Genomic DNA, 22560 nt, shown 5'->3' with positions numbered 1-22560 from the left:
GCGGATAGAAAAAAACGAAAGCACAAATAATGGGAGCGTCAATTTTTCGAGTTTGCTGACCCGGGAGTGAGTCTTGTTCCACTTTGCCAATAACGCCGTCCATAATCAGCCACGAGGTGCGCGATGAATGCGACTGCAGCCCAGACAAAATCTCTTGAGTGGCTTAATCGCCTGCGTGCGAATCCGAAAATTCCATTGATTGTTGCCGGTTCCGCGGCAGTGGCGGTCATGGTCGCACTGATCCTGTGGGCGAAAGCCCCCGACTACCGCACATTATTCAGCAATCTTTCCGATCAGGATGGTGGCGCAATTGTCAGCCAACTGACGCAAATGAATATTCCTTACCGCTTCAGCGAAGCCAGCGGCGCTATTGAAGTTCCGGCAGATAAAGTTCACGAACTGCGTCTGCGCCTGGCACAACAAGGTTTGCCCAAAGGCGGCGCGGTCGGTTTCGAACTACTCGATCAGGAAAAGTTTGGTATCAGCCAGTTCAGCGAACAGGTGAATTATCAGCGGGCGCTGGAAGGCGAGCTTTCTCGTACCATCGAAACTATCGGCCCGGTAAAAGGGGCGCGCGTACATCTGGCAATGCCGAAACCGTCTTTATTCGTCCGTGAACAAAAATCCCCTTCTGCATCGGTGACGGTAAATCTGTTACCCGGCCGCGCACTCGATGAAGGGCAAATTAGCGCCATTGTGCATCTGGTTTCCAGCGCCGTTGCTGGTCTGCCGCCGGGAAACGTCACGCTGGTGGATCAGGGCGGACATCTGTTAACCCAGTTCAACACCAGCGGGCGCGATCTTAATGATGCTCAGTTGAAATATGCCAGCGATGTCGAAGGCCGTATTCAGCGGCGTATTGAAGCAATCCTGTCGCCTATTGTTGGTAACGGTAATATTCACGCCCAGGTCACGGCGCAGCTGGACTTCGCCAGTAAAGAACAAACGGAAGAACAGTATCGCCCTAACGGTGATGAATCTCATGCGGCGCTTCGTTCACGCCAGCTTAATGAGAGCGAGCAAAGCGGTTCCGGTTATCCGGGCGGCGTACCGGGGGCGTTGTCGAATCAACCGGCACCTGCGAATAACGCGCCAATCAGCACGCCTCCGGCAAATCAAAATAACCGCCAGCAGCAGGCGAGCACCACCAGCAATAGCGGGCCGCGTAGCACACAGCGGAATGAAACCAGTAACTACGAAGTCGATCGCACCATTCGTCATACCAAAATGAACGTGGGCGATGTGCAACGTCTGTCAGTCGCGGTAGTGGTGAATTACAAAACCTTGCCAGACGGTAAACCGTTGCCTCTCAGCAACGAACAGATGAAGCAAATTGAAGATCTGACCCGCGAGGCGATGGGCTTTTCTGAAAAACGCGGTGACTCGCTCAATGTCGTCAACTCGCCGTTCAATAGCAGTGACGAAAGCGGCGGAGAACTGCCGTTCTGGCAACAGCAAGCGTTTATCGATCAGTTACTTGCTGCCGGTCGCTGGTTGCTGGTACTGCTGGTGGCGTGGCTGCTGTGGCGGAAAGCGGTACGCCCGCAGCTAACACGTCGCGCCGAGGCGGTGAAGACTGTGCAGCAACAGGCGCAGGCCCGCGAGGAAGTGGAAGATGCGGTGGAAGTCCGTCTGAGCAAAGACGAACAACTCCAACAACGGCGCGCTAACCAACGACTGGGGGCAGAAGTCATGAGCCAGCGTATCCGTGAAATGTCTGATAACGATCCGCGCGTGGTGGCGCTGGTCATTCGCCAGTGGATAAATAACGATCATGAGTAACCTGACAGGCACCGATAAAAGCGTCATCCTGCTGATGACCATTGGCGAAGACCGGGCGGCAGAGGTGTTCAAGCACCTCTCCCAGCGCGAGGTGCAAACCCTGAGCGCTGCAATGGCGAACGTCACGCAGATTTCCAACAAGCAGCTAACCGATGTGCTGGCGGAGTTTGAGCAAGAAGCTGAACAGTTTGCCGCACTGAATATCAACGCCAACGATTATCTGCGTTCGGTATTGGTCAAAGCTCTGGGTGAAGAACGTGCCGCCAGCCTGCTGGAAGATATTCTCGAAACTCGCGATACCGCCAGCGGTATTGAAACGCTCAACTTTATGGAGCCGCAGAGCGCCGCCGATCTGATTCGCGATGAGCATCCGCAAATTATCGCCACCATTCTGGTGCATCTGAAGCGCGCCCAGGCCGCCGATATTCTGGCGTTGTTCGATGAACGTCTGCGCCACGACGTGATGTTGCGTATCGCCACCTTTGGCGGCGTGCAGCCTGCCGCGCTGGCGGAGCTGACCGAAGTACTGAATGGCTTGCTCGACGGTCAGAATCTCAAGCGCAGTAAAATGGGCGGCGTGAGAACAGCAGCCGAAATTATCAACCTGATGAAAACTCAGCAGGAAGAAGCCGTTATTACCGCCGTGCGTGAATTCGACGGCGAGCTGGCGCAGAAAATCATCGACGAGATGTTCCTGTTCGAGAATCTGGTGGATGTCGACGATCGCAGCATTCAGCGACTGTTGCAGGAAGTGGATTCCGAATCGCTGTTGATCGCGCTGAAAGGGGCCGAGCAGCCACTGCGCGAGAAATTCCTGCGCAATATGTCGCAGCGTGCCGCCGATATTCTGCGCGACGATCTCGCCAACCGTGGTCCGGTGCGTCTGTCGCAGGTGGAAAACGAACAGAAAGCGATTCTGCTGATTGTGCGCCGCCTTGCCGAAACCGGCGAGATGGTGATTGGCAGCGGCGAGGATACCTATGTCTGATAATCTGCCGTGGAAAACCTGGATGCCGGACGATCTCGCGCCACCACAGGCGGAGTTTGTGCCAATGGTCGAGCCGGAAGAAACCATCATTGAAGAGGCCGAACCCAGCCTTGAGCAGCAACTGGCGCAACTGCAAATGCAGGCCCACGAGCAAGGTTATCAGGCGGGGATTGCCGAAGGTCGCCAGCAAGGTCATGAGCAGGGCTATCAGGAAGGCCTGGCCCAGGGGCTGGAGCAAGGTCTGGCAGAGGCGAAGTCTCAACAAGCGCCAATTCATGCCCGGATGCAGCAACTGGTCAGCGAATTTCAAACTACCCTTGATGCGCTTGATAGTGTGATTGCTTCGCGCCTGATGCAGATGGCGCTGGAGGCGGCACGTCAGGTGATCGGTCAGACGCCAACAGTGGATAACTCGACACTGATCAAACAGATCCAACAGTTGTTGCAGCAAGAACCGTTATTCAGCGGTAAACCACAGCTGCGCGTGCACCCGGATGATCTGCAACGTGTGGATGATATGCTCGGCGCAACCTTAAGTTTGCATGGCTGGCGCTTGCGGGGCGATCCCACACTCCATCCTGGCGGCTGTAAAGTCTCCGCCGATGAAGGCGATCTCGACGCCAGTGTCGCCACTCGCTGGCAAGAACTCTGCCGTCTGGCAGCACCAGGAGTGGTGTAATGACCACGCGCCTGACTCGCTGGCTAACCACGCTGGATAACTTTGAAGCCAAAATGGCGCAGTTGCCTGCGGTACGTCGCTATGGGCGATTAACCCGCGCTACCGGGCTGGTGCTGGAAGCCACCGGATTACAATTGCCGCTCGGCGCAACCTGTGTCATTGAACGCCAGAACGGCAGCGAAACGCACGAAGTAGAAAGCGAAGTCGTTGGCTTTAACGGTCAACGGCTGTTTTTAATGCCGCTGGAGGAAGTGGAAGGTGTCCTGCCCGGCGCGCGGGTTTATGCCAAAAACATTTCGGCTGAAGGACTGCAAAGCGGCAAGCAGTTGCCGCTCGGTCCGGCGTTATTAGGTCGCGTTCTGGACGGCAGCGGTAAGCCGCTCGATGGCCTGCCCTCCCCCGATACGACGGAAACCGGTGCGCTGATTACCCCGCCATTTAACCCGTTGCAACGTACACCGATTGAACATGTGCTGGACACCGGCGTGCGCCCAATCAATGCCCTGCTTACCGTTGGGCGTGGGCAGCGTATGGGGCTGTTTGCCGGGTCCGGCGTTGGTAAAAGTGTGCTGCTGGGGATGATGGCACGTTACACCCGCGCCGATGTCATTGTCGTGGGTTTGATTGGTGAACGTGGGCGCGAAGTAAAAGATTTTATTGAGAATATCCTCGGTGCCGAAGGGCGTGCACGCTCCGTGGTGATTGCCGCTCCGGCGGATGTCTCTCCGCTTCTGCGAATGCAAGGTGCCGCCTATGCCACGCGCATTGCCGAAGATTTTCGCGATCGTGGTCAGCATGTGTTGCTGATTATGGACTCCCTCACCCGCTACGCGATGGCCCAGCGTGAAATTGCGCTGGCGATTGGCGAACCACCCGCCACCAAAGGTTATCCCCCGTCGGTGTTTGCCAAATTACCGGCACTGGTCGAGCGTGCCGGAAATGGCATTAGCGGCGGCGGATCGATTACCGCGTTTTATACCGTGCTCACCGAGGGCGATGACCAGCAGGACCCCATTGCCGACTCCGCGCGGGCAATCCTCGACGGTCACATTGTGCTGTCTCGCCGACTGGCGGAAGCCGGGCACTATCCGGCTATCGATATTGAAGCGTCGATCAGCCGCGCAATGACGGCGTTGATCAGCGAGCAACATTACGCGCGAGTGCGCACCTTCAAACAGCTGTTGTCGAGTTTTCAGCGTAACCGAGATCTGGTTAGCGTCGGCGCGTATGCCAAAGGCAGCGATCCGATGCTCGATAAAGCCATCGCCCTGTGGCCGCAGCTGGAGGGCTATTTGCAACAAGGCATTTTTGAACGCGCGGACTGGGAAGCGTCTCTCCAGGGGCTGGAGCGTATTTTCCCGACAGTGTCATAACCCAGGAGATAACGGCAGATGGCAGAACATGGCGCGCTGGCGACCCTGAAAGATCTGGCAGAAAAAGAGGTAGAGGATGCCGCGCGCCTGCTGGGTGAAATGCGTCGCGGGTGTCAGCAGGCGGAAGAACAGCTCAAAATGCTGATCGATTATCAGAATGAATATCGCAATAACCTCAACAGCGATATGAGTGCCGGGATGACCAGCAACCGCTGGATCAACTATCAGCAGTTTATCCAGACGCTGGAAAAAGCCATTACTCAGCATCGCCAGCAACTTAATCAGTGGACGCAGAAAGTTGACATTGCCCTGAACAGCTGGCGAGAAAAGAAACAACGTTTGCAGACCTGGCAGACACTGCAGGAACGGCAATCCACGGCGGCACTGCTTGCAGAAAACCGCCTCGATCAGAAAAAGATGGATGAGTTCGCCCAGCGCGCCGCCATGAGGAAACCTGAATGATTCGCTTAGCGCCCTTAATTACCGCCGACGTTGACACCACCACATTGCCTGGCGGCAAAGCCAGCGATGCTGCACAAGATTTTCTCGCGTTGTTGAGCGAAGCATTAGCAGGCGAGACAACTACCGACAAAGCGGCCCCCCAGTTGCTGGTGGCAACAGATAAGCCCACGACAAAAGGCGAGCCGCTGGTCAGCGAGATTCTTGCCGATGCGCAACAAGCGGATTTACTGATCCCTGTGGATGAAACACCGCCTGTCATCAACGACGAACAATCCACATCAACACCATTAACCACCGCTCAAACGATGACGATGGCTGCGGTGGCTGGCAACAATACGGCAAAAGACGAAAAAGCGGATGATCTGAATGAAGACGTCACCGCAAGCCTGAGCGCCCTTTTTGCGATGTTGCCGGGTTTTGACAATACGCCCAAAGTGACTGATGTGCCGTCAACCGTGTTACCGGCAGAGAAACCAACGCTCTTCACAAAACTGACTTCTGCGCAACTCACAACAGCACAGCCTGATGATGCCCCCGGCACGCCAGCTCAGCCATTAACACCGCTGGTAGCAGAAGCCCAGAGTAAAGCGGAAGTCATCAGCACACCTTCACCGGTGACCGCTGCCGCCAGCCCGCTAATCACTTCACACCAGACACAGCCACTGCCCACCGTCGCCGCGCCTGTGTTGAGTGCACCGCTGGGTTCTCACGAATGGCAACAATCATTAAGCCAGCATATTTCGCTGTTCACCCGCCAGGGGCAACAAAGTGCAGAGTTGCGTCTGCACCCGCAGGATTTAGGTGAAGTGCAAATCTCCCTCAAAGTGGATGATAACCAGGCGCAAATCCAGATGGTTTCACCGCATCAACACGTACGCGCCGCCCTGGAAGCAGCGCTTCCGGTACTGCGAACGCAGCTGGCCGAAAGTGGCATTCAGTTAGGGCAAAGCAACATCAGTGGCGAAAGCTTTAGTGGTCAGCAGCAGGCCGCTTCCCAACAACAGCAAAGCCAACGCACAGTAAACCATGAACCTCTGGCGGGGGAAGACGACGATACGCTTCCGGTTCCCGTCTCTTTACAAGGGCGTGTAACAGGCAACAGCGGCGTTGATATTTTCGCCTAACGTCAGAGATAGCACCGTAATCCGCGTCTTTTCCCCGCTTTGTTGCGCTCAAGACGCAGGATAATTAGCCGATAAGCAGTAGCGACACAGGAAGACCGCAACACATGACTGATTACGCGATAAGCAAGAAAAGCAAGCGATCGCTTTGGATCCCGATTCTGGTATTCATTACCCTCGCGGCCTGTGCCAGCGCAGGTTACAGCTACTGGCATTCGCATCAGGTTGCCGCTGACGACAAAGCGCAGCAACGCGTCGTACCCTCCCCGGTCTTCTACGCGCTGGATACCTTCACGGTCAATTTGGGCGATGCGGATCGCGTGCTTTATATCGGCATAACCCTGCGCCTGAAAGATGAAGCTACCCGCTCGCGGCTGAGTGAGTATTTGCCGGAAGTCCGTAGCCGTTTGCTGTTACTGTTTTCGCGTCAGGATGCTGCCGTACTGGCGACAGAAGAAGGCAAGAAAAACCTGATTGCCGAGATTAAAACCACGCTTTCCACCCCGCTTGTTGCCGGGCAACCGAAACAGGATGTCACCGACGTGCTGTATACCGCTTTTATTCTGCGATAACGACATGGGCGATAGTATTCTTTCTCAAGCTGAAATTGATGCGCTGTTGAATGGTGACAGCGAAGTCAAAGACGAACCGACAGCCAGTGTTAGCGGCGAAAGTGACATTCGTCCGTACGATCCGAATACCCAACGACGGGTTGTGCGCGAACGTTTGCAGGCGCTGGAAATCATTAATGAGCGCTTTGCCCGCCATTTTCGTATGGGGCTGTTCAACCTGCTGCGTCGTAGCCCGGATATAACCGTCGGGGCCATCCGCATTCAGCCGTACCATGAATTTGCCCGCAACCTGCCGGTGCCGACCAACCTGAACCTTATCCATCTGAAACCGCTGCGCGGCACAGGGCTGGTGGTGTTTTCACCGAGTCTGGTGTTTATCGCCGTGGATAACCTGTTTGGCGGCGATGGACGCTTCCCGACCAAAGTGGAAGGTCGCGAGTTTACCCATACCGAACAGCGCGTCATCAACCGCATGTTAAAGCTGGCGCTTGAAGGCTATAGCGACGCCTGGAAGGCGATTAATCCGCTGGAAGTTGAGTACGTGCGTTCGGAAATGCAGGTGAAATTTACCAATATCACCACCTCGCCGAACGACATTGTGGTTAACACGCCGTTCCATGTGGAGATTGGCAACCTGACCGGCGAATTTAATATCTGTCTGCCATTCAGCATGATCGAGCCGCTACGGGAATTGTTGGTTAACCCGCCGCTGGAAAACTCGCGTAATGAAGATCAGAACTGGCGCGATAACCTGGTGCGCCAGGTGCAGCATTCACAGCTGGAGCTGGTCGCCAACTTTGCCGATATCTCGCTACGCCTGTCGCAGATTTTAAAACTGAAACCCGGCGACGTCCTGCCGATAGAAAAACCCGATCGCATCATCGCCCATGTTGACGGCGTCCCGGTGCTGACCAGTCAGTACGGCACTCTCAACGGTCAGTATGCGTTACGGATAGAACATTTGATTAACCCGATTTTAAATTCTCTGAACGAGGAACAGCCCAAATGAGTGACATGAATAATCCGGCCGATGACAACAACGGCGCAATGGACGATCTGTGGGCTGAAGCGTTGAGCGAACAAAAATCAACCAGCAGCAAAAGCGCTGCCGACGCGGTGTTCCAGCAATTTGGCGGTGGTGATGTCAGCGGAACGTTGCAGGATATCGACCTGATAATGGATATTCCGGTCAAGCTGACCGTCGAGCTGGGCCGTACGCGGATGACCATCAAAGAGCTGTTGCGTCTGACGCAAGGGTCCGTCGTGGCGCTGGACGGTCTGGCGGGCGAACCACTGGATATTCTGATCAACGGTTATTTAATCGCCCAGGGCGAAGTGGTGGTCGTTGCCGATAAATATGGCGTGCGGATCACCGATATCATTACTCCGTCTGAGCGAATGCGTCGCCTGAGCCGTTAGTGATGAATAACCACGCTACTGTGCAATCTTCCACGCCGGTTTCTGCTGCGCCACTGCTGCAGGTCAGCGGCGCACTCATCGCCATTATTGCCCTGATCCTCGCTGCTGCCTGGCTGGTAAAACGGTTGGGATTTGCCCCGAAACGCACTGGCGTTAACGGTCTGAAAATTAGCGCCAGTGCTTCGCTGGGCGCGCGTGAACGGGTTGTGGTGGTCGATGTGGAAGATGCACGGCTGGTGCTCGGCGTTACCGCAGGGCAAATCAATCTGCTGCATAAACTTCCCCCTTCAGCACCAACAGAAGAGATACCGCAGACCGATTTTCAGTCGGTCATGAAAAATTTGCTTAAGCGTAGTGGGAGATCCTGATGCGTCGTTTGTTGTCTGTCGCACCTGTCCTTCTCTGGCTGGTTACGCCCCTCGCCTTCGCGCAACTGCCGGGTATCACCAGCCAGCCGCTGCCTGGCGGTGGACAAAGCTGGTCGCTCCCGGTGCAGACGCTGGTGTTCATCACCTCGTTGACGTTTATTCCGGCAATTTTACTGATGATGACCAGTTTCACCCGCATCATCATTGTTTTTGGTTTATTGCGTAACGCGCTGGGAACGCCCTCCGCGCCACCTAACCAGGTATTGCTGGGGCTGGCACTATTTTTGACCTTTTTTATTATGTCACCGGTGATCGATAAATTTTATGTCGATGCGTACCAGCCATTCAGCGAAGAGAAAATATCAATGCAGGAGGCGCTGGAAAAAGGGGCGCAGCCGCTGCGTGAGTTTATGCTGCGTCAGACCCGTGAGGCGGATTTAGGGTTGTTTGCCAGACTGGCGAATACCGGCCCGTTGCAGGGACCTGAAGCCGTGCCGATGCGCATTTTGCTCCCGGCCTACGTGACCAGCGAGTTGAAAACCGCATTTCAGATAGGCTTCACGATTTTCATCCCTTTTTTGATTATCGACCTGGTGATTGCCAGCGTGTTGATGGCATTGGGGATGATGATGGTCCCCCCCGCCACCATTGCTCTGCCCTTTAAACTGATGCTGTTTGTACTGGTGGATGGTTGGCAATTGCTGGTCGGTTCGCTGGCGCAGAGCTTTTACAGCTAGAGAGGCAAAATGACACCTGAATCGGTCATGATGATGGGGACTGAAGCGATGAAAGTCGCGCTGGCACTAGCTGCCCCGCTGTTGCTGGTGGCGCTGGTCACGGGCCTTATCATCAGTATTTTGCAGGCCGCCACACAGATCAACGAAATGACGCTGTCGTTTATACCAAAAATCATCGCCGTATTTATTGCCATTATTATTGCCGGACCGTGGATGCTCAATCTGTTGCTGGATTACGTCCGCACCTTGTTCACTAACCTGCCGTATATCATCGGGTAGCCCGTACAATGATGCAGGTGACAAGCGATCAATGGCTTTCCTGGTTAAGCCTCTACTTCTGGCCGTTACTGCGCGTGCTGGCGCTCATTTCTACCGCGCCAATTCTGAGCGAACGCAGCGTGCCGAAACGGGTAAAACTGGGTCTGGCAATGATGATCACGTTCGCTATTGCCCCATCATTACCTGCCAACGATGTTCCTGTTTTTTCGTTCTTTGCTCTGTGGCTGGCCGTGCAGCAGATCCTGATCGGCGTTGCGCTTGGTTTTACCATGCAATTTGCCTTTGCCGCTGTGCGAACCGCTGGCGAAATTATCGGTCTGCAAATGGGGCTGTCATTTGCGACGTTTGTCGATCCAGCCAGCCATCTCAATATGCCCGTTTTAGCGCGTATCATGGATATGCTGGCGTTACTGCTGTTCCTGACATTTAACGGTCATTTATGGTTGATTTCACTGCTGGTCGATACCTTTCACACCCTGCCAATTGGTGGCGAACCGTTGAACAGCAATGCGTTTCTGGCACTCACCAAAGCGGGGAGTTTGATTTTCCTTAACGGGCTGATGCTGGCGTTACCGCTCATTACTCTGCTGCTGACCCTGAATCTGGCATTAGGTTTACTGAATCGTATGGCCCCGCAATTATCCATTTTTGTTATTGGATTTCCATTAACTCTGACTGTCGGTATCTCTTTAATGGCGGCATTAATGCCGTTAATTGCGCCTTTTTGCGAACATTTATTCAGTGAAATTTTTAATTTGCTGGCTGATATTATTAGTGAATTGCCATTAATATAATTCCGTAACGTTTATCATGTTATCCTAAGGATTATCCGAAAAATAATACCTGCGAACATCTTCCAGGATACTCCTGTGGCGAAATATTTGTTTTAAGCTCACTCACATATCGCAACATTTACTTTACTTTAAGACAATTCCAGGCAAATTATACAACACTTTACGGGATAGTAAGTCCGCCTGAAAAATCGCGAGAGTGGCGCATTAGGTGACCCATGTTGTTCCGTTTAGTCATGATGAAATATTCAGGTAAGGGGAATTATCGTTACGCATTGAGTGAGGGTATGCCATGTCAACGATTATTATGGATTTATGTAGTTACACCCGACTAGGTTTAACCGGGTATCTGTTGAGTAGAGGGGTTAAAAAAAGAGAAATCAACGACATTGAAACCGTTGATGACCTTGCCATAGCTTGTGATTCACAGCGCCCTTCAGTGGTGTTTATTAATGAGGACTGTTTCATCCATGATGCTTCTAACAGTCAGCGCATCAAGCACATCATTAATCAACATCCCAATACGTTATTTATCGTTTTTATGGCAATTGCCAATGTTCATTTTGATGAATATCTATTGGTCAGAAAAAATTTATTGATCAGTTCTAAATCGATTAAACCGGAATCTCTCGACGATATCCTTGGCGATATTCTGAAAAAAGAGACAACGATAACCTCTTTTTTAAATATGCCGACGTTATCATTGAGCCGAACCGAATCGAGTATGTTGCGAATGTGGATGGCAGGTCAGGGAACCATTCAAATCTCTGACCAAATGAATATCAAAGCCAAGACCGTTTCATCGCATAAAGGTAATATTAAACGTAAGATCAAAACGCATAATAAACAGGTTATCTACCATGTCGTCCGACTGACGGATAATGTGACTAATGGTATTTTTGTCAACATGCGCTAACACATTCTGACTGGTGGTTTCCCACCAGTCAGGCTGAATAAGATTACTCTGCTTTCTCCACAAAGATACCGTCCTGATGCCCTGCTTCATTAAAGAACCAGATGCCGAGCGGGTAGTCTTCCAGCGAAACCAGGTACATTGTGCCTTCACTAAACTCCTCAACTGCCAGTACCACGCCAGGACGACGCGGACCGCCATCCGTTTTGACTGTTACCCGATCATTCACCTTCATCGTTTTCCTCCTGTGGCTTTGTGCCAGTGTAGAACAATTTCGTTTTTCTGGCAGCGCCAGGCGCGCGCGAGTGCTGATTTTCTCGACGGTCTATACTTAAGAGATGCCAGGCGGACTTAACGACTGGCGGCAACAACAGAGTAACGGTTGCGAGGAAAGATGATGAAAACCGCAAAAGAGTACAGCGATACCGCAAAACGTGAGGTCAGCGTCGATGTCGATGCCCTGCTGGCGGCGATCAATGAAATTAGCGAAAGCGAAGTTCATCGCAGCCAGAACGATTCTGAACACGTTAGCGTCGATGGACGTGAATATCATACATGGCGTGAATTGGCGGATGCCTTCGAACTGGATATTCATGACTTCAGCGTCTCTGAAGTGAATCGTTGAATGCACAATAAAAAAATCCCGACCCTGAGGGGGTCGGGATGAAACTTGCTTAAGCAAGAAGCACTTAAAAAATTCGTTACACCAGGAAATCTGATGTGTTCATCACCTTATCCGCAATTTTTTTCGCTGACAAGAAAATATTCGCGATATGAATGATTAACGCTACTTATGAATAGAAATGTGACGTGCGTCACCCCTTGGTGGCTCTGGCGTCAACGGGATCGCTCCCGAAAAAATCATCTTTGATTATTTGTGCTGTTTTGAGAATCATCCTGGTAAGGGGAGAACTGCGCGACCATGTTTTCAATTCAACAACCACTACTGGTTTTTAGCGATCTTGATGGCACCCTGCTGGACAGTCATAGTTATGACTGGCAACCGGCTGCCCCCTGGCTCAGCCGTTTACGCGAAGCGAATGTTCCCGTCATTCTCTGTAGCAGTAAAACTTCAGCGGAAATGCTGTACTTGCAAAAAACGTTGGGGCTACAAGGGTTACCGCTGATTGCCGAAAATGGCGCAGTGATCCAGCTTGCTGAACAATGGCAGGATATAGACGGTTTTCCACGCATCATCTCAGGTATTAGCCATGGCGAAATCAGCCAGGTTTTAAATACGCTACGCGAGAAAGAACATTTTAAATTCACGACTTTCGATGATGTCGACGATGCAACCATCGCCGAATGGACGGGATTAAGCCGTAGCCAGGCGGCGCTGACGCAGCTGCATGAGGCGTCGGTAACGCTAATCTGGCGCGACAGTGACGAGCGTATGGCACAATTTACCGCTCGTCTGAACGAACTGGGCTTACAGTTTATGCAGGGTGCGCGCTTCTGGCACGTACTGGATGCCTCTGCCGGAAAAGATCAGGCTGCCAACTGGATTATCGCGACCTATCAACAATTGTCAGGCAAACGCCCAACCACACTTGGCCTGGGCGATGGGCCAAACGATGCGCCCTTACTGGAGGTAATGGATTACGCGGTGATTGTGAAAGGGCTAAACCGTGAAGGGGTGCATCTGCATGATGAGGATCCGGCCCGCGTCTGGCGAACGCAGCGTGAAGGACCGGAAGGCTGGGGTGAAGGGCTGGACCATTTTTTCTCCGCCCGTTAAGCGTTATCGCTCGCGCATACCCGATTACGCCCGGCCTGTTTAGCGAGATAAAGTCGACGGTCAGCCAGTGACTGGAGTTGTTCAAAATCATAATCACCGGTTTCCTCGCTGCTACTTACCCCCAGCGAGGCACTGATGCGTATCGTCGTACTCTTAGCAATCAACATCTCTTTTTCATTTAACTTCAGGCGAATACGTTCTGCGACTTCCGCAGCCTCCGTCAGACTCGCGCCTGGCAGAATCACACAAAACTCCTCACCACCGACCCGCCCGGCAACGTCCTGCGCACGCAAGGAACTGCTAATTAATCCGGCAGCATGAGAAAGAACACGGTCGCCCGCCTGATGACCAAAGCGGTCATTAATCGCTTTAAAATGGTCAAGATCGACCTGAATGACAGAAAAAGGATGTTGGTGCGTCTGATACAATTTAGCGAGCGGACGGGCTTTTTCGAACAGTGCGCCACGGTTATATAAACGCGTTAAGGTGTCGTGCCACGCCTGCCACTGCAACGAGCTTTGCAGAACATACATGTTGCTAACCATCCGGCGAATCACATACCAGGAGATGAGTAACATGGTGGTAAAGAGCGCCCACAGCAGGGTTAATGCAATGCTGATACTGCCGAAATCGCCGCGCACGCCTTCGCTTAACGTATGGACGCGCACCAGCACACCGTCGAAATGGTCCAGACGTTCCCAGCTAACATAGCGACTGTCCATACGAATGCCGCCCCGCGTGTCATGTTCCATCGCCTGCGCCAGCAAGGCCAGTTCACGAGGATCAAAAATATTCCCTGTTGGATGGTCAGGATTGGAAGAGGTCAAAAATCTCAGCTTACTGTCATAGAGCTGATACTCACCATCGAGGTTTTTATCGATGGCGTTTCTTAAAAATTGCTGCATGGTACGCACGGGAATACTCATCCCCAGCACGCCATACCAGTAGTTATTACTGTCTACTGGAACACTGACGGTAACCTGCGGTTCAGTATTGCTGGCGTGTTCCGGTTGCGAAGTAAACCAGCGTACTGCGCGGTGACGATTTTCTCGTTGCGAATGGCCGATAAACCAGGGTTGGGTGACATAGCCGTAATAACGCGTTGGTACATTGCGCGTAAACAAGGTCGGCTGCGTCGAAACGTAAAATCCGGCACGCGAGACATACATCGCCTGTTCAACCATCGACGAGGTGTTGTGCGCCAGTCGCAGCAAGTAACCAACTTCCAGTGCAGCGGTAATTTCATTGTCGAGGCTTTCATTTTCGCGAGACAGGAGATTCCCCTCGCTGACTAATGCATCCGATACGCCATTGACTGACAGGATGCGTCGTCGGTTGAGTTCAATTTGCCAGGCGTGCTCGTCGCGATGCTGTTCGAACTCGGTTACAGCATTACGCAGAGAGGTGAAATCCAGTGGCGCTACGAGAGCTTCGCGCATGCCATTACGCAAAAAGATCAGTTTGTCGACGTTATACTGCAAATGCTTATCGAGCGCGTTGGCTACGTTTTCCAGATGATTACGCTGGCTGGAGATATAGGCATCTTCCAGCACCACTACTTCACGCAAGGTGAGCAAGGTGGAAAAAAGCAATACCACGATAAAGCAGAGATTAACGACATGACCAGGCCCCAGGCGGCGTGCGAGTTTTTTCAACCAGCTCTGGTTTTCCATTTTTGTCTCGTGCTGCACCCTGACGACTCCCAACCTGCTTTTTTATGATTCTGGCATAACCTGGCGATAGCGTACCGCAAAACAGCGATAATTTTATAATGGTGGCACGATAAGACGCGACTATCATTCATTGCCGGCATTGGCACACCAGGCCGGATGTGATCCGGCCTGGTCTTAATGATACCCTTTCAAACTTCTTCCGCAGAACGACTCCCCTCCCCCGGAACAAGCTCGGTTTCATGAAAAGCTTCCCGCTTGACCCCGTAACCGTCATACCAACGACACTCAACCATACCGCTGGAGTATCCAGTGACAATCATCCGCGGGCCGCCCTCTTTAACCGTAACTTCCTCACTAACCATAAAGCTCATACTCGCCTCCTTTTTTCGAGTGAAACTTGTTCACCTTAGTTGAAGATGGCGAATTTTGCATAATAGCCTGTGCGAGTATTAATGTGCCTGACCGCGCATTTTCGCTACGGCTTTCACTCCCAGCACCACTATGCCGCCGATGATAAATCCAAGAATCAGATTTAAAACAGTCGGTAATATCATCGCCACCACTGCACTTTGCTGCCCGGCGAAATGTTCAATGGCGTGATGCAGCGGCGCAATTCCATGTACCACAATCCCACCGCCGACGAGGAACATCGCCAGCGTGCCTACAATTGATAACGCTTTCATCAGCCAGGGCGCAATGATCAATAACCCTTTACCTAATGCCTGCATCAGCGCGCTGGATTTTTCCGCCAGCCAATACCCCAGGTCATCAATCTTAACGATAACCCCTACCAGACCGTAGACGCCCACGGTCACTACCAGCGCGATGCCTGAAAGCACCAGCACCTGATTAAGCAACGGCGCTTCGGCCACAATCCCCAGCGTGATGGCGACGATTTCCGCAGACAATATAAAATCGGTACGAATCGCCCCTTTTATTTTGTCCTTTTCAAACTTCAGCGGATCCTGCGCCGCCAGCTTCTCCAGACGCTGCTGACTCTGCGCCGGATCTTCTTTATGTTTACGCGCCTCCAGCATATGCAGCACTTTCTCTACCCCTTCAAAGCAGAGAAACGCGCCGCCAATCATCAACAGTGGCGTAATCGCCCACGGGATAAACGCACTGATGATCAGCGCCAGCGGCACCAGAATCACTTTATTGATCAGCGATCCTTTCGCCACGCCCCAGACCACGGGAAGTTCCCGGTTGGCCCGCACGCCTGAAACTTGTTGCGCATTGAGCGATAAGTCATCCCCTAATACACCGGCGGTTTTCTTCGCCGCCAGTTTGCCCATCACGGAGATATCGTCCAGTAGAGTGGCGATATCATCGAGCAACGTCAGTAAACTACTCCCGGCCAAAAGCATTCCCTCTCATTTTTATTGTTGAAGGGTGTAAGTATGAAGCAAAAACGGCAGCTCTGATACTTGCTTCACAGGTCAACATTTTTTTAACAATCAAGTGCAATTATATCTCTCGCCAGCAGAATGATTTTCACGTTTACTATGAACCACCTTTTTATTTCCACCGTGAGGGATTATGCGTTTCCGCCAGTTGTTACCGCTTTTTGGCGCGCTGTTTGCGTTGTATATCATTTGGGGCTCAACCTATTTTGTCATTCGGATTGGCGTGGAAAGCTGGCCTCCGTTAATGATGGCAGGCGTTCGATTCCTGGCAGCCGGTATTTTATTGCTGGCATTTTTGCTACTGCGCGGACACAAACTCCCCCCGCTACGTCCGCTGCTCAATGCCGCGCTGATTGGCCTGTTATTGCTGGCTGTCGGTAATGGCATGGTGACGGTTGCCGAACATCAAAATGTTCCTTCCGGCATCGCCGCCGTAGTGGTTGCAACCGTGCCCCTCTTTACCCTGTGCTTCAGCCGCCTGTTTGGCATTAAAACGCGCAAACTGGAATGGGTGGGTATTGCCATTGGGCTTGCCGGAATCATCATGCTCAATAGCGGTGGAAATTTAAGCGGCAATCCGTGGGGCGCGATTCTGATTTTAATCGGCTCGATTAGCTGGGCGTTTGGCTCGGTTTATGGCTCGCGCATTACCTTACCTGTAGGGATGATGGCGGGTGCGATTGAGATGCTGGCGGCAGGCGTGGTGTTAATGATCGCGTCGATGATTGCAGGTGAAAAACTGACGGCACTCCCTTCCCTTTCAGGCTTCCTTGCGGTCGGCTATCTGGCGCTGTTTGGTTCGATTATCGCCATTAACGCTTATATGTATTTAATCCGCAACGTCAGTCCGGCTCTCGCCACCAGCTACGCCTACGTTAACCCGGTGGTCGCGGTCTTGCTGGGTACGGGACTGGGCGGAGAAACGCTGTCGAAGATTGAATGGCTGGCGCTCGGCGTAATTGTCTTCGCGGTGGTACTGGTCACGTTGGGAAAATATCTCTTCCCGGCAAACCCCGTAGTTGCGCCAGTTATTCAGGACGCATCAAGCGAGTAAATGAATCCCCTGCGTGTCGATCTGCGCGCTGGCACCTTCGCCGCAGATCCACTCTTCCAGACGCTCGCTAAGCGCTTCATCCGTCAGCTTCTCGCGCCCACGTAATGCACACTCCCAGACAATCAATACGCGCCAGCCGAGTTCCTGCAAACGACTGATATCGCGGCGATCGCGTTCAACATTTTTACCTATCTTCTCCAGCCAGAACTCGGTTCGAGTCGCAGGCACTTTAAACAGATAGCAGTGATGATGATGCCAGAAGCAGCCGTGGGTAAATATCACGCAGCGATATTCATCAACGACAAAATCCGGGCGTCCGGGCAGACTGGCGTCCTGAACGCGAAATGCCAGGCCCTGCCCGGTTAACAGACTGGCGAGGCGCTTCTCTATCGCCGTATCACGCGTGGCAATCGCGCGCATATTTTTGCTGCGAGTGGCCTTATCGTGAACGTCGGCCATGTTGTGCCTCTTGCTGACGCAACGCCACCGCCTGTTTGATTTTTGGCTCAAGCAGTTTTGCCACCGCGGCAAAGACCGGCACGACCACCGAGTTACCGAACTGGCGATAGGCCTGAGTGTCCGAAACCGGAATGCGGAATTTCGCTTCTCCCGGCGCTTCAAAACCCATTAAGCGCGCGCATTCCCGAGGCGTTAACCGACGTGGACGATGTTGCTGATTCAGCGGATCGTCAAAGTCTTTCTCACCCGTGGCCATATCCCAGCCGCGATCGATTAAAATTTCCGCGCCATCTTTGTAATAACGCGCAGACAGCGTACGCGTGACGCTTTGCGGATTGTTAGGATAGACCATTCCATAACCGAAGCCGTTACCGCGCGCCTGATGTTTTTTCGCATAACGATAGAGGTACTTCCACAGCACCGGCGTCAGGATATATTTCGCCTCGACCATCGGGTCCAGCAGCTGCGCCAGCGTCACTCGCTGTGCAGGGAAACATTCGCTGATATCACGCAGAGTAAAATCGGCTTTCAGATTAAGATCGCGACGAAAACCCACCAGCACGATGCGTTCACGGTGCTGCGGCAGAAAATGTTTACCATCGATGATTTTCGGATCGTCCGGCCCGTTATCTTCTGCATCAGCCACGTCATAGCCCAGTTCGTCCAGCGTCTGCATGATGATGCGGAACGTTTTACCCTGGTCGTGGCTTTTCAGGTTTTTGACGTTTTCGAGCACAAACATCGCCGGACGACGCGCGTCGATAATGCGCACCACATCAAAGAACAGCGTGCCCTGAGTATCGCAGGCAAAACCGTGCGCCCGCCCGAGCGAGTTCTTTTTCGATACGCCAGCCAGCGAAAATGGCTGACAAGGGAAACCGGCCAGTAAAACATCGTGTTCAGGAATGTGTTTACGAATATGTTCCGCCGCCGCCTCATCACTCACGCCTTCTTTATGGCTGAGGGTGATGTCGCGGATATCTTCATTAAAATGATGCGTCGCCGGGTCGCAATAATGATTGGCTTTATAAGTGCGTACCGCATGTTTGTTCCATTCGCTGGTAAACACGCATTGTCCGCCAATCGATTCAAAACCGCGACGGATGCCGCCAATTCCGGCAAATAGATCGATAAAGCGAAACGCATAATGCGGATGATGTGCCGGTGGTTTGGGTAACAACGTTTGCAGATGGGCGAACTCTTTCTCACTTAAACGGTGCCATGCCGAGTCATTCGCCAGCGCACGTTTTAAAATTGCCGCGCTCCAGTGATTCTCACCCACACCATTAAGCTGCGCCACCAGCGTTTTAACATCATAAATTTGCAGCAGTTTCTCCAGCATTGCCTGTGCGGCATTCCCGGTGCTGTATGAATCGGTTACTGATATATTTTCCTGCATAGATTTCACCGGCCATCTGAGATGGCCGACAGGTTAACATAATTACAGCCATTTAGGGCCACGCGCTCAGCCAGCGGATGAAAACGCATCTATCACCTTGTGATCGACACCTTCATTCTCCCCCGCCAGTTCGGCACTGAGCTTCGCCATAAACTCGACTAAAAAATGCGCGTTGTGCTGCGCCAGCTGCTTGCCTCTTGCGGTTTGCATGGTTTGCGGTAGCTTCAGCAACTTAGTCTGGAAATGATCCAGCGCGTAGCGTTTATCATCAAGCGGGCGATGCTGTGCGAGCGGATCTTCACCATCAAACAGCGCCACGCCCAATGCCCCTGAAACGGCAAACACGCGCGCCAGGCCAATCGCTCCCAGGGCTTCCAGCCGATCTGCATCCTGGACGATTTTAGCTTCCGTGGTTAAGGGGGCGATTTGCGCGCTGAAACTGTGAGCGGCAATGGCATGACAAACGGCCTCAATTTTCTCCGCCGGAAATTGCACGAACTCTTCACGGAGCAGGCGACGCGTCTCTTCTGCTGCCAGGATTGAAGAACGCTGCCTTTGCGGATGATTTTTCGCCAGGCTCACAATATCGTGAAAATAACAGGCGGTTAAAATCACCAGCATATCGACGTCGTCATCTGCCGCCAGCTTCTGTGCCGTAGCCCAGACGCGGCGAAAATGACACACGTCATGGGCCGCGTCCTGGTGCTGATGATGGTTTTTCAACCAGTTTTCGAACTGTGCCTGCCAGTGTTGTAAGTCCATACGCGCTCCGTTGCCAAAGAGTAGCCACCTTAGCAGTTTTTATTCATAGCGTCTGCTACGTGCGGGACGAGTTCGGGTGTACCAGGCAATGCTGCCTAACAATGCCCCGACCAGAGCCATAAATAAAAATCCGACCAGTGCCCCTAACCACTTTCCCGCGGTAGAGCCTAAATCGCTTTCAAATCCCGACACGGGGGCATCGGGGATCCGGCTCATCACCCAGATGTAACGCGCCATTGCCCAGACGAAATAGCCACACCATGTATAAAAAGCCCACAAAGCCAGTTTGCCACCAGGGCTGCGAGAGAGTCTCTCTTCCATCTTTGTCGAACCGTATTCCATTTTGAGATAACCCGGAAAATTCAGACTTAGTACTATTATGTGATAAAAGTCACATTTTTCCACATTGGATGAGCCAGTCAAGACTCACTCATTTTTTGAACAAATAGATAATTTTTGCGCAACGGCAGTGAATACAGGAAAAATCGTTTTGAGCGATTTTATTTATCTTTGATATCGGCTTTATTAATTCATTTAATCAATATATTAGCACTGATTACAATTATACCTTTTTATTATTCTGTGTCATGATGCTTCCGTTATTAGACTTTTATCGTCTTGTTTATATTTTTTGGGCCGGCATGATGCCGGCTTTTTTTTATGCCTTCATTAATGTGCGCCTGATCACACCAGCCGTTTGGCGCAACAATCATTGATACCCCCTATGTTTCCGCTCAACTCATAACATATTGATATACATTTATAATTTTCATGAATATTTATATTTAGAATTCATAATTCTGAATTATATTAAATAGATTAGAAACATTTTGAAATCTTTTAAATACATTTGTTACATGTAATCTTTAAAATAAAATGAACTTCATAGAATAGTATCCAAATGTGCTTTTTTTTGGATAACGGCACTTATTGATATATTCATGAAGATTATAATCACAAGGGAATACATAATGAAAAGAAAAGTTCTGGCAATGCTGGTCCCGGCGTTATTAGTTGCTGGCGCAGCAAATGCGGCTGAAATTTATAATAAAGATGGCAATAAAGTTGATTTCTACGGCAAGATGGTTGGCGAACGCATCTGGTCAAATACTGATGATAATAACAGCGAAAACGAAGATACCTCCTATGCTCGTTTCGGTGTTAAAGGTGAAACACAAATCACCAGCGAACTGACTGGTTTTGGTCAGTTTGAATACAACCTCGACGCCAGCAAGCCCGAAGGCTCTAATCAGGAAAAAACTCGTTTAACCTTCGCAGGTTTGAAATATAACGAGTTAGGATCTTTCGACTATGGTCGTAACTACGGTGTTGCTTATGATGCCGCAGCTTATACCGATATGTTAGTTGAATGGGGTGGTGATTCCTGGGCTTCCGCTGACAACTTCATGAACGGTCGTACCAACGGTGTTGCAACCTACCGTAACTCTGATTTCTTTGGTCTGGTTGATGGTCTGAATTTTGCTGTGCAATATCAAGGTAAGAACAGCAATCGTGGCGTTACTAAACAAAACGGTGATGGCTATGCGTTGTCTGTAGACTACAACATCGAAGGTTTTGGTTTTGTAGGTGCATATAGCAAATCTGATCGTACTAATGAACAAGCTAGTGACGGCTACGGTGATAACGCTGAAGTGTGGTCATTAGCAGCCAAGTATGATGCAAATAATATCTATGCAGCAATGATGTACGGTGAAACCCGCAACATGACCGTTTTGGCTAATGATCATTTTGCAAATAAAACCCAAAACTTTGAAGCTGTTGTACAGTATCAGTTCGACTTCGGTTTACGTCCGTCTTTAGGCTACGTATATTCCAAAGGCAAAGATCTTTATGCTCGTGATGGACATAAAGGTGTTGATGCTGACCGCGTAAATTATATCGAAGTTGGTACCTGGTACTACTTCAATAAGAACATGAACGTCTACACAGCATACAAGTTTAACCTGCTGGATAAAGACGATGCAGCGATTACCGATGCCGCAACTGATGACCAGTTTGCAGTTGGTATCGTCTACCAGTTCTAATCAGCCAACTCGCCGCGGCGTGTTACTGTAAAACTTAACACTAGCCTGAGTTCGTCCCTCATCGAACTCAGGCTTTTTTATTGGCATTTCATCTCCATCTCCGGCACACGCAATTGCCAAAGCATATCGATACAGTACCTTACCCTGCCCCTGCTGGCACAATAACATCTACCAGCGACTCATCCAGCCAACACTCCAAATACATTTCTTTATGAATTAACCCGCAACAAACACGCCTCCCATATAGAAATTTTTGCAAAAAAAGTGCATGGAAAAAGCTTTTTCTCCACCAATCCGGGATATAAATATTCATCAGCACCACAATATTCCACATCACTAAATCTCTCCCCGCCGCCCCGTACCTCTGATAATGGTCTAAAATCATTGAGGCCACTTGCGACGACGTTGCTCAATAAGGAAAATTTGGCGTGAATAATATTCAACACCAGTGCAGCATCATCATTACATACTTACACCCGCCGACTACCGCTTTCGATATATTGACTCAATTTTCCAGCCTGGTTAAAAATAGCGACCAGC

27 protein-coding genes are annotated in these 22560 nt (G+C 51.4%); 18 read left to right on the top strand and 9 right to left on the bottom strand.

All coding sequences use genetic code 11. The annotated features are described in order from the left end of the window. Positions 1 to 123: 123 nt before the first annotated feature. The 14 genes from fliF to rcsA all read left to right on the top strand — a co-directional run bounded on the left by fliF (position 124) and on the right by rcsA (position 11487). Entirely contained in the window at positions 124 to 1782 is a 1659-nt protein-coding gene (gene fliF / locus ACJHX3_RS00345) for a flagellar basal-body MS-ring/collar protein FliF (protein WP_138217205.1), read from the top strand. Beyond that, positions 1775 to 2770 carry a flagellar motor switch protein FliG gene (fliG, locus tag ACJHX3_RS00340; RefSeq protein WP_000067950.1) on the top strand — a complete coding sequence of 332 codons (996 nt, stop codon included), beginning with the start codon at positions 1775 to 1777 and terminating at the stop codon, positions 2768 to 2770. Before fliF ends, fliG begins: the two co-directional genes overlap by 8 nt. Then, entirely contained in the window at positions 2763 to 3449 is a 687-nt protein-coding gene (gene fliH / locus ACJHX3_RS00335; RefSeq protein ID WP_138217206.1) for a flagellar assembly protein FliH, read from the top strand. Before fliG ends, fliH begins: the two co-directional genes overlap by 8 nt. Then, positions 3449 to 4822, top strand: coding sequence for a flagellar protein export ATPase FliI (fliI, locus tag ACJHX3_RS00330; RefSeq protein ID WP_000213294.1), 1374 nt, complete (start codon positions 3449 to 3451; stop codon positions 4820 to 4822). Before fliH ends, fliI begins: the two co-directional genes overlap by 1 nt. A gap of 18 nt (positions 4823 to 4840) precedes the next feature. After that, a complete protein-coding gene (gene fliJ / locus ACJHX3_RS00325) occupies positions 4841 to 5284 on the top strand; it encodes a flagellar export protein FliJ (protein ID WP_089621644.1) in 444 nt (147 codons plus the stop codon). Then, complete coding sequence (locus ACJHX3_RS00320) at positions 5281 to 6408, top strand: flagellar hook-length control protein FliK (RefSeq protein WP_000620110.1); 1128 nt, start codon at positions 5281 to 5283, stop codon at positions 6406 to 6408. The genes fliJ and ACJHX3_RS00320 overlap by 4 nt, the downstream gene beginning before the upstream one ends. 104 nt (positions 6409 to 6512) lie before the next feature. Beyond that, on the top strand, positions 6513 to 6977 hold the full coding sequence (fliL, locus tag ACJHX3_RS00315) for a flagellar basal body-associated protein FliL (RefSeq protein WP_000133106.1): 465 nt from the start codon (positions 6513 to 6515) through the stop codon (positions 6975 to 6977). Positions 6978 to 6981: 4 nt separating this feature from the next. Next, on the top strand, positions 6982 to 7986 hold the full coding sequence (gene fliM / locus ACJHX3_RS00310) for a flagellar motor switch protein FliM (protein ID WP_001295641.1): 1005 nt from the start codon (positions 6982 to 6984) through the stop codon (positions 7984 to 7986). Continuing rightward, a complete protein-coding gene (gene fliN, locus ACJHX3_RS00305; protein WP_001282098.1) occupies positions 7983 to 8396 on the top strand; it encodes a flagellar motor switch protein FliN in 414 nt (137 codons plus the stop codon). The genes fliM and fliN overlap by 4 nt, the downstream gene beginning before the upstream one ends. 2 nt (positions 8397 to 8398) lie before the next feature. Next, positions 8399 to 8764: a flagellar biosynthetic protein FliO gene (gene fliO, locus ACJHX3_RS00300; RefSeq protein WP_001295640.1), complete on the top strand. Its 366-nt coding sequence runs from the start codon at positions 8399 to 8401 to the stop codon at positions 8762 to 8764. Then, positions 8764 to 9501 (top strand): flagellar type III secretion system pore protein FliP, encoded by a 738-nt coding sequence (gene fliP, locus ACJHX3_RS00295; protein WP_069722690.1) that lies wholly within the window; start codon positions 8764 to 8766, stop codon positions 9499 to 9501. The genes fliO and fliP overlap by 1 nt, the downstream gene beginning before the upstream one ends. A 9-nt stretch (positions 9502 to 9510) precedes the next feature. Continuing rightward, positions 9511 to 9780, top strand: a complete 270-nt coding sequence (gene fliQ / locus ACJHX3_RS00290) for a flagellar biosynthesis protein FliQ (RefSeq protein WP_000187358.1) — start codon at positions 9511 to 9513, stop codon at positions 9778 to 9780. Between the two features lie 8 nt (positions 9781 to 9788). Beyond that, on the top strand, positions 9789 to 10574 hold the full coding sequence (fliR, locus tag ACJHX3_RS00285) for a flagellar biosynthetic protein FliR (RefSeq protein ID WP_000983992.1): 786 nt from the start codon (positions 9789 to 9791) through the stop codon (positions 10572 to 10574). 289 nt (positions 10575 to 10863) lie between these two features. Further along, positions 10864 to 11487 carry a transcriptional regulator RcsA gene (gene rcsA, locus ACJHX3_RS00280; protein WP_000103994.1) on the top strand — a complete coding sequence of 208 codons (624 nt, stop codon included), beginning with the start codon at positions 10864 to 10866 and terminating at the stop codon, positions 11485 to 11487. Positions 11488 to 11530: 43 nt separating this feature from the next. Here the strand turns inward: rcsA and dsrB are convergent, their stop codons facing one another. Beyond that, complete coding sequence (gene dsrB / locus ACJHX3_RS00275; protein ID WP_000867217.1) at positions 11531 to 11719, bottom strand: protein DsrB; 189 nt, start codon at positions 11717 to 11719, stop codon at positions 11531 to 11533. A gap of 162 nt (positions 11720 to 11881) precedes the next feature. On the opposite strand from dsrB, the gene yodD reads away from it, so the two are divergent. Both yodD and ACJHX3_RS00265 read left to right on the top strand, forming a co-directional pair. Beyond that, the gene (gene yodD / locus ACJHX3_RS00270) at positions 11882 to 12109 is read left to right on the top strand and encodes a peroxide/acid resistance protein YodD (protein WP_000844800.1); all 228 of its coding nucleotides are present in this window, start codon (positions 11882 to 11884) and stop codon (positions 12107 to 12109) included. A gap of 297 nt (positions 12110 to 12406) precedes the next feature. Next, positions 12407 to 13222, top strand: a complete 816-nt coding sequence (locus ACJHX3_RS00265) for a mannosyl-3-phosphoglycerate phosphatase-related protein (RefSeq protein WP_000491499.1) — start codon at positions 12407 to 12409, stop codon at positions 13220 to 13222. Here the strand turns inward: ACJHX3_RS00265 and dgcQ are convergent. From dgcQ to ACJHX3_RS00250, 3 genes are all read right to left on the bottom strand, one after another. Beyond that, entirely contained in the window at positions 13219 to 14913 is a 1695-nt protein-coding gene (dgcQ, locus tag ACJHX3_RS00260) for a cellulose biosynthesis regulator diguanylate cyclase DgcQ (protein WP_077887803.1), read from the bottom strand. The two genes, ACJHX3_RS00265 and dgcQ, sit on opposite strands and share 4 nt — an antisense overlap. 170 nt (positions 14914 to 15083) lie before the next feature. Continuing rightward, positions 15084 to 15266 carry a YodC family protein gene (locus tag ACJHX3_RS00255; protein WP_000009307.1) on the bottom strand — a complete coding sequence of 61 codons (183 nt, stop codon included), beginning with the start codon at positions 15264 to 15266 and terminating at the stop codon, positions 15084 to 15086. 78 nt (positions 15267 to 15344) lie between these two features. After that, positions 15345 to 16262, bottom strand: coding sequence for a DUF808 domain-containing protein (locus ACJHX3_RS00250; protein ID WP_000922683.1), 918 nt, complete (start codon positions 16260 to 16262; stop codon positions 15345 to 15347). A 172-nt stretch (positions 16263 to 16434) separates the two neighbouring features. On the opposite strand from ACJHX3_RS00250, the gene yedA reads away from it, so the two are divergent. After that, positions 16435 to 17355 carry a drug/metabolite exporter YedA gene (gene yedA / locus ACJHX3_RS00245; protein WP_001212229.1) on the top strand — a complete coding sequence of 307 codons (921 nt, stop codon included), beginning with the start codon at positions 16435 to 16437 and terminating at the stop codon, positions 17353 to 17355. Here yedA and vsr read toward each other — a convergent pair. From vsr to drpB, 4 genes are all read right to left on the bottom strand, one after another. Then, on the bottom strand, positions 17344 to 17814 hold the full coding sequence (gene vsr, locus ACJHX3_RS00240) for a VSPR family DNA mismatch endonuclease (protein WP_000786004.1): 471 nt from the start codon (positions 17812 to 17814) through the stop codon (positions 17344 to 17346). The two genes, yedA and vsr, sit on opposite strands and share 12 nt — an antisense overlap. Next, entirely contained in the window at positions 17795 to 19213 is a 1419-nt protein-coding gene (gene dcm, locus ACJHX3_RS00235; RefSeq protein WP_001157230.1) for a DNA-cytosine methyltransferase, read from the bottom strand. Before dcm ends, vsr begins: the two co-directional genes overlap by 20 nt. A 66-nt stretch (positions 19214 to 19279) precedes the next feature. Further along, on the bottom strand, positions 19280 to 19975 hold the full coding sequence (locus tag ACJHX3_RS00230) for a phosphohydrolase (protein WP_000365580.1): 696 nt from the start codon (positions 19973 to 19975) through the stop codon (positions 19280 to 19282). A 39-nt stretch (positions 19976 to 20014) separates the two neighbouring features. Beyond that, positions 20015 to 20296: a cell division protein DrpB gene (gene drpB, locus ACJHX3_RS00225; RefSeq protein WP_001352255.1), complete on the bottom strand. Its 282-nt coding sequence runs from the start codon at positions 20294 to 20296 to the stop codon at positions 20015 to 20017. Positions 20297 to 20946: 650 nt separating this feature from the next. On the opposite strand from drpB, the gene ACJHX3_RS00220 reads away from it, so the two are divergent. Further along, positions 20947 to 22020, top strand: a complete 1074-nt coding sequence (locus tag ACJHX3_RS00220) for a porin (RefSeq protein WP_000824364.1) — start codon at positions 20947 to 20949, stop codon at positions 22018 to 22020. Positions 22021 to 22159: 139 nt separating this feature from the next. Here ACJHX3_RS00220 and ACJHX3_RS00215 read toward each other — a convergent pair whose 3' ends face one another. After that, positions 22160 to 22354 carry a hypothetical protein gene (locus ACJHX3_RS00215; RefSeq protein WP_001402296.1) on the bottom strand — a complete coding sequence of 65 codons (195 nt, stop codon included), beginning with the start codon at positions 22352 to 22354 and terminating at the stop codon, positions 22160 to 22162. Positions 22355 to 22560 lie beyond the last annotated feature (206 nt).

This window comes from Escherichia sp. WS1265, assembly GCF_046487585.1.
Lineage (GTDB): Bacteria > Pseudomonadota > Gammaproteobacteria > Enterobacterales > Enterobacteriaceae > Escherichia > Escherichia coli.
Note: the sequence above shows the minus strand (reverse complement) of the source record. Positions and strands in the feature narration are given on the sequence as shown.

Excerpts from the sequence above, each read along its gene's own strand:
- fliH (WP_138217206.1), top strand. The coding sequence starts at position 2,763 with ATGTCTGATAATCTGCCGTGGAAAACCTGGATGCCGGACGATCTCGCG.
- fliO (WP_001295640.1), top strand. The coding sequence starts at position 8,399 with ATGAATAACCACGCTACTGTGCAATCTTCCACGCCGGTTTCTGCTGCG.
- fliL (WP_000133106.1), top strand. The coding sequence starts at position 6,513 with ATGACTGATTACGCGATAAGCAAGAAAAGCAAGCGATCGCTTTGGATC.
- ACJHX3_RS00255 (WP_000009307.1), bottom strand. The coding sequence starts at position 15,266 with ATGAGCTTTATGGTTAGTGAGGAAGTTACGGTTAAAGAGGGCGGCCCG.
- fliN (WP_001282098.1), top strand. The coding sequence starts at position 7,983 with ATGAGTGACATGAATAATCCGGCCGATGACAACAACGGCGCAATGGAC.
- ACJHX3_RS00230 (WP_000365580.1), bottom strand. The coding sequence starts at position 19,975 with ATGGACTTACAACACTGGCAGGCACAGTTCGAAAACTGGTTGAAAAAC.
- fliI (WP_000213294.1), top strand. The coding sequence starts at position 3,449 with ATGACCACGCGCCTGACTCGCTGGCTAACCACGCTGGATAACTTTGAA.
- yedA (WP_001212229.1), top strand. The coding sequence starts at position 16,435 with ATGCGTTTCCGCCAGTTGTTACCGCTTTTTGGCGCGCTGTTTGCGTTG.
- ACJHX3_RS00320 (WP_000620110.1), top strand. The coding sequence starts at position 5,281 with ATGATTCGCTTAGCGCCCTTAATTACCGCCGACGTTGACACCACCACA.
- fliM (WP_001295641.1), top strand. The coding sequence starts at position 6,982 with ATGGGCGATAGTATTCTTTCTCAAGCTGAAATTGATGCGCTGTTGAAT.
- vsr (WP_000786004.1), bottom strand. The coding sequence starts at position 17,814 with ATGGCCGACGTTCACGATAAGGCCACTCGCAGCAAAAATATGCGCGCG.
- ACJHX3_RS00215 (WP_001402296.1), bottom strand. The coding sequence starts at position 22,354 with ATGTGGAATATTGTGGTGCTGATGAATATTTATATCCCGGATTGGTGG.
- drpB (WP_001352255.1), bottom strand. The coding sequence starts at position 20,296 with ATGGAAGAGAGACTCTCTCGCAGCCCTGGTGGCAAACTGGCTTTGTGG.
- fliP (WP_069722690.1), top strand. The coding sequence starts at position 8,764 with ATGCGTCGTTTGTTGTCTGTCGCACCTGTCCTTCTCTGGCTGGTTACG.
- ACJHX3_RS00265 (WP_000491499.1), top strand. The coding sequence starts at position 12,407 with ATGTTTTCAATTCAACAACCACTACTGGTTTTTAGCGATCTTGATGGC.
- dcm (WP_001157230.1), bottom strand. The coding sequence starts at position 19,213 with ATGCAGGAAAATATATCAGTAACCGATTCATACAGCACCGGGAATGCC.
- yodD (WP_000844800.1), top strand. The coding sequence starts at position 11,882 with ATGAAAACCGCAAAAGAGTACAGCGATACCGCAAAACGTGAGGTCAGC.
- fliF (WP_138217205.1), top strand. The coding sequence starts at position 124 with ATGAATGCGACTGCAGCCCAGACAAAATCTCTTGAGTGGCTTAATCGC.
- fliR (WP_000983992.1), top strand. The coding sequence starts at position 9,789 with ATGATGCAGGTGACAAGCGATCAATGGCTTTCCTGGTTAAGCCTCTAC.
- fliG (WP_000067950.1), top strand. The coding sequence starts at position 1,775 with ATGAGTAACCTGACAGGCACCGATAAAAGCGTCATCCTGCTGATGACC.
- dsrB (WP_000867217.1), bottom strand. The coding sequence starts at position 11,719 with ATGAAGGTGAATGATCGGGTAACAGTCAAAACGGATGGCGGTCCGCGT.
- rcsA (WP_000103994.1), top strand. The coding sequence starts at position 10,864 with ATGTCAACGATTATTATGGATTTATGTAGTTACACCCGACTAGGTTTA.
- ACJHX3_RS00220 (WP_000824364.1), top strand. The coding sequence starts at position 20,947 with ATGAAAAGAAAAGTTCTGGCAATGCTGGTCCCGGCGTTATTAGTTGCT.
- fliJ (WP_089621644.1), top strand. The coding sequence starts at position 4,841 with ATGGCAGAACATGGCGCGCTGGCGACCCTGAAAGATCTGGCAGAAAAA.
- fliQ (WP_000187358.1), top strand. The coding sequence starts at position 9,511 with ATGACACCTGAATCGGTCATGATGATGGGGACTGAAGCGATGAAAGTC.
- ACJHX3_RS00250 (WP_000922683.1), bottom strand. The coding sequence starts at position 16,262 with ATGCTTTTGGCCGGGAGTAGTTTACTGACGTTGCTCGATGATATCGCC.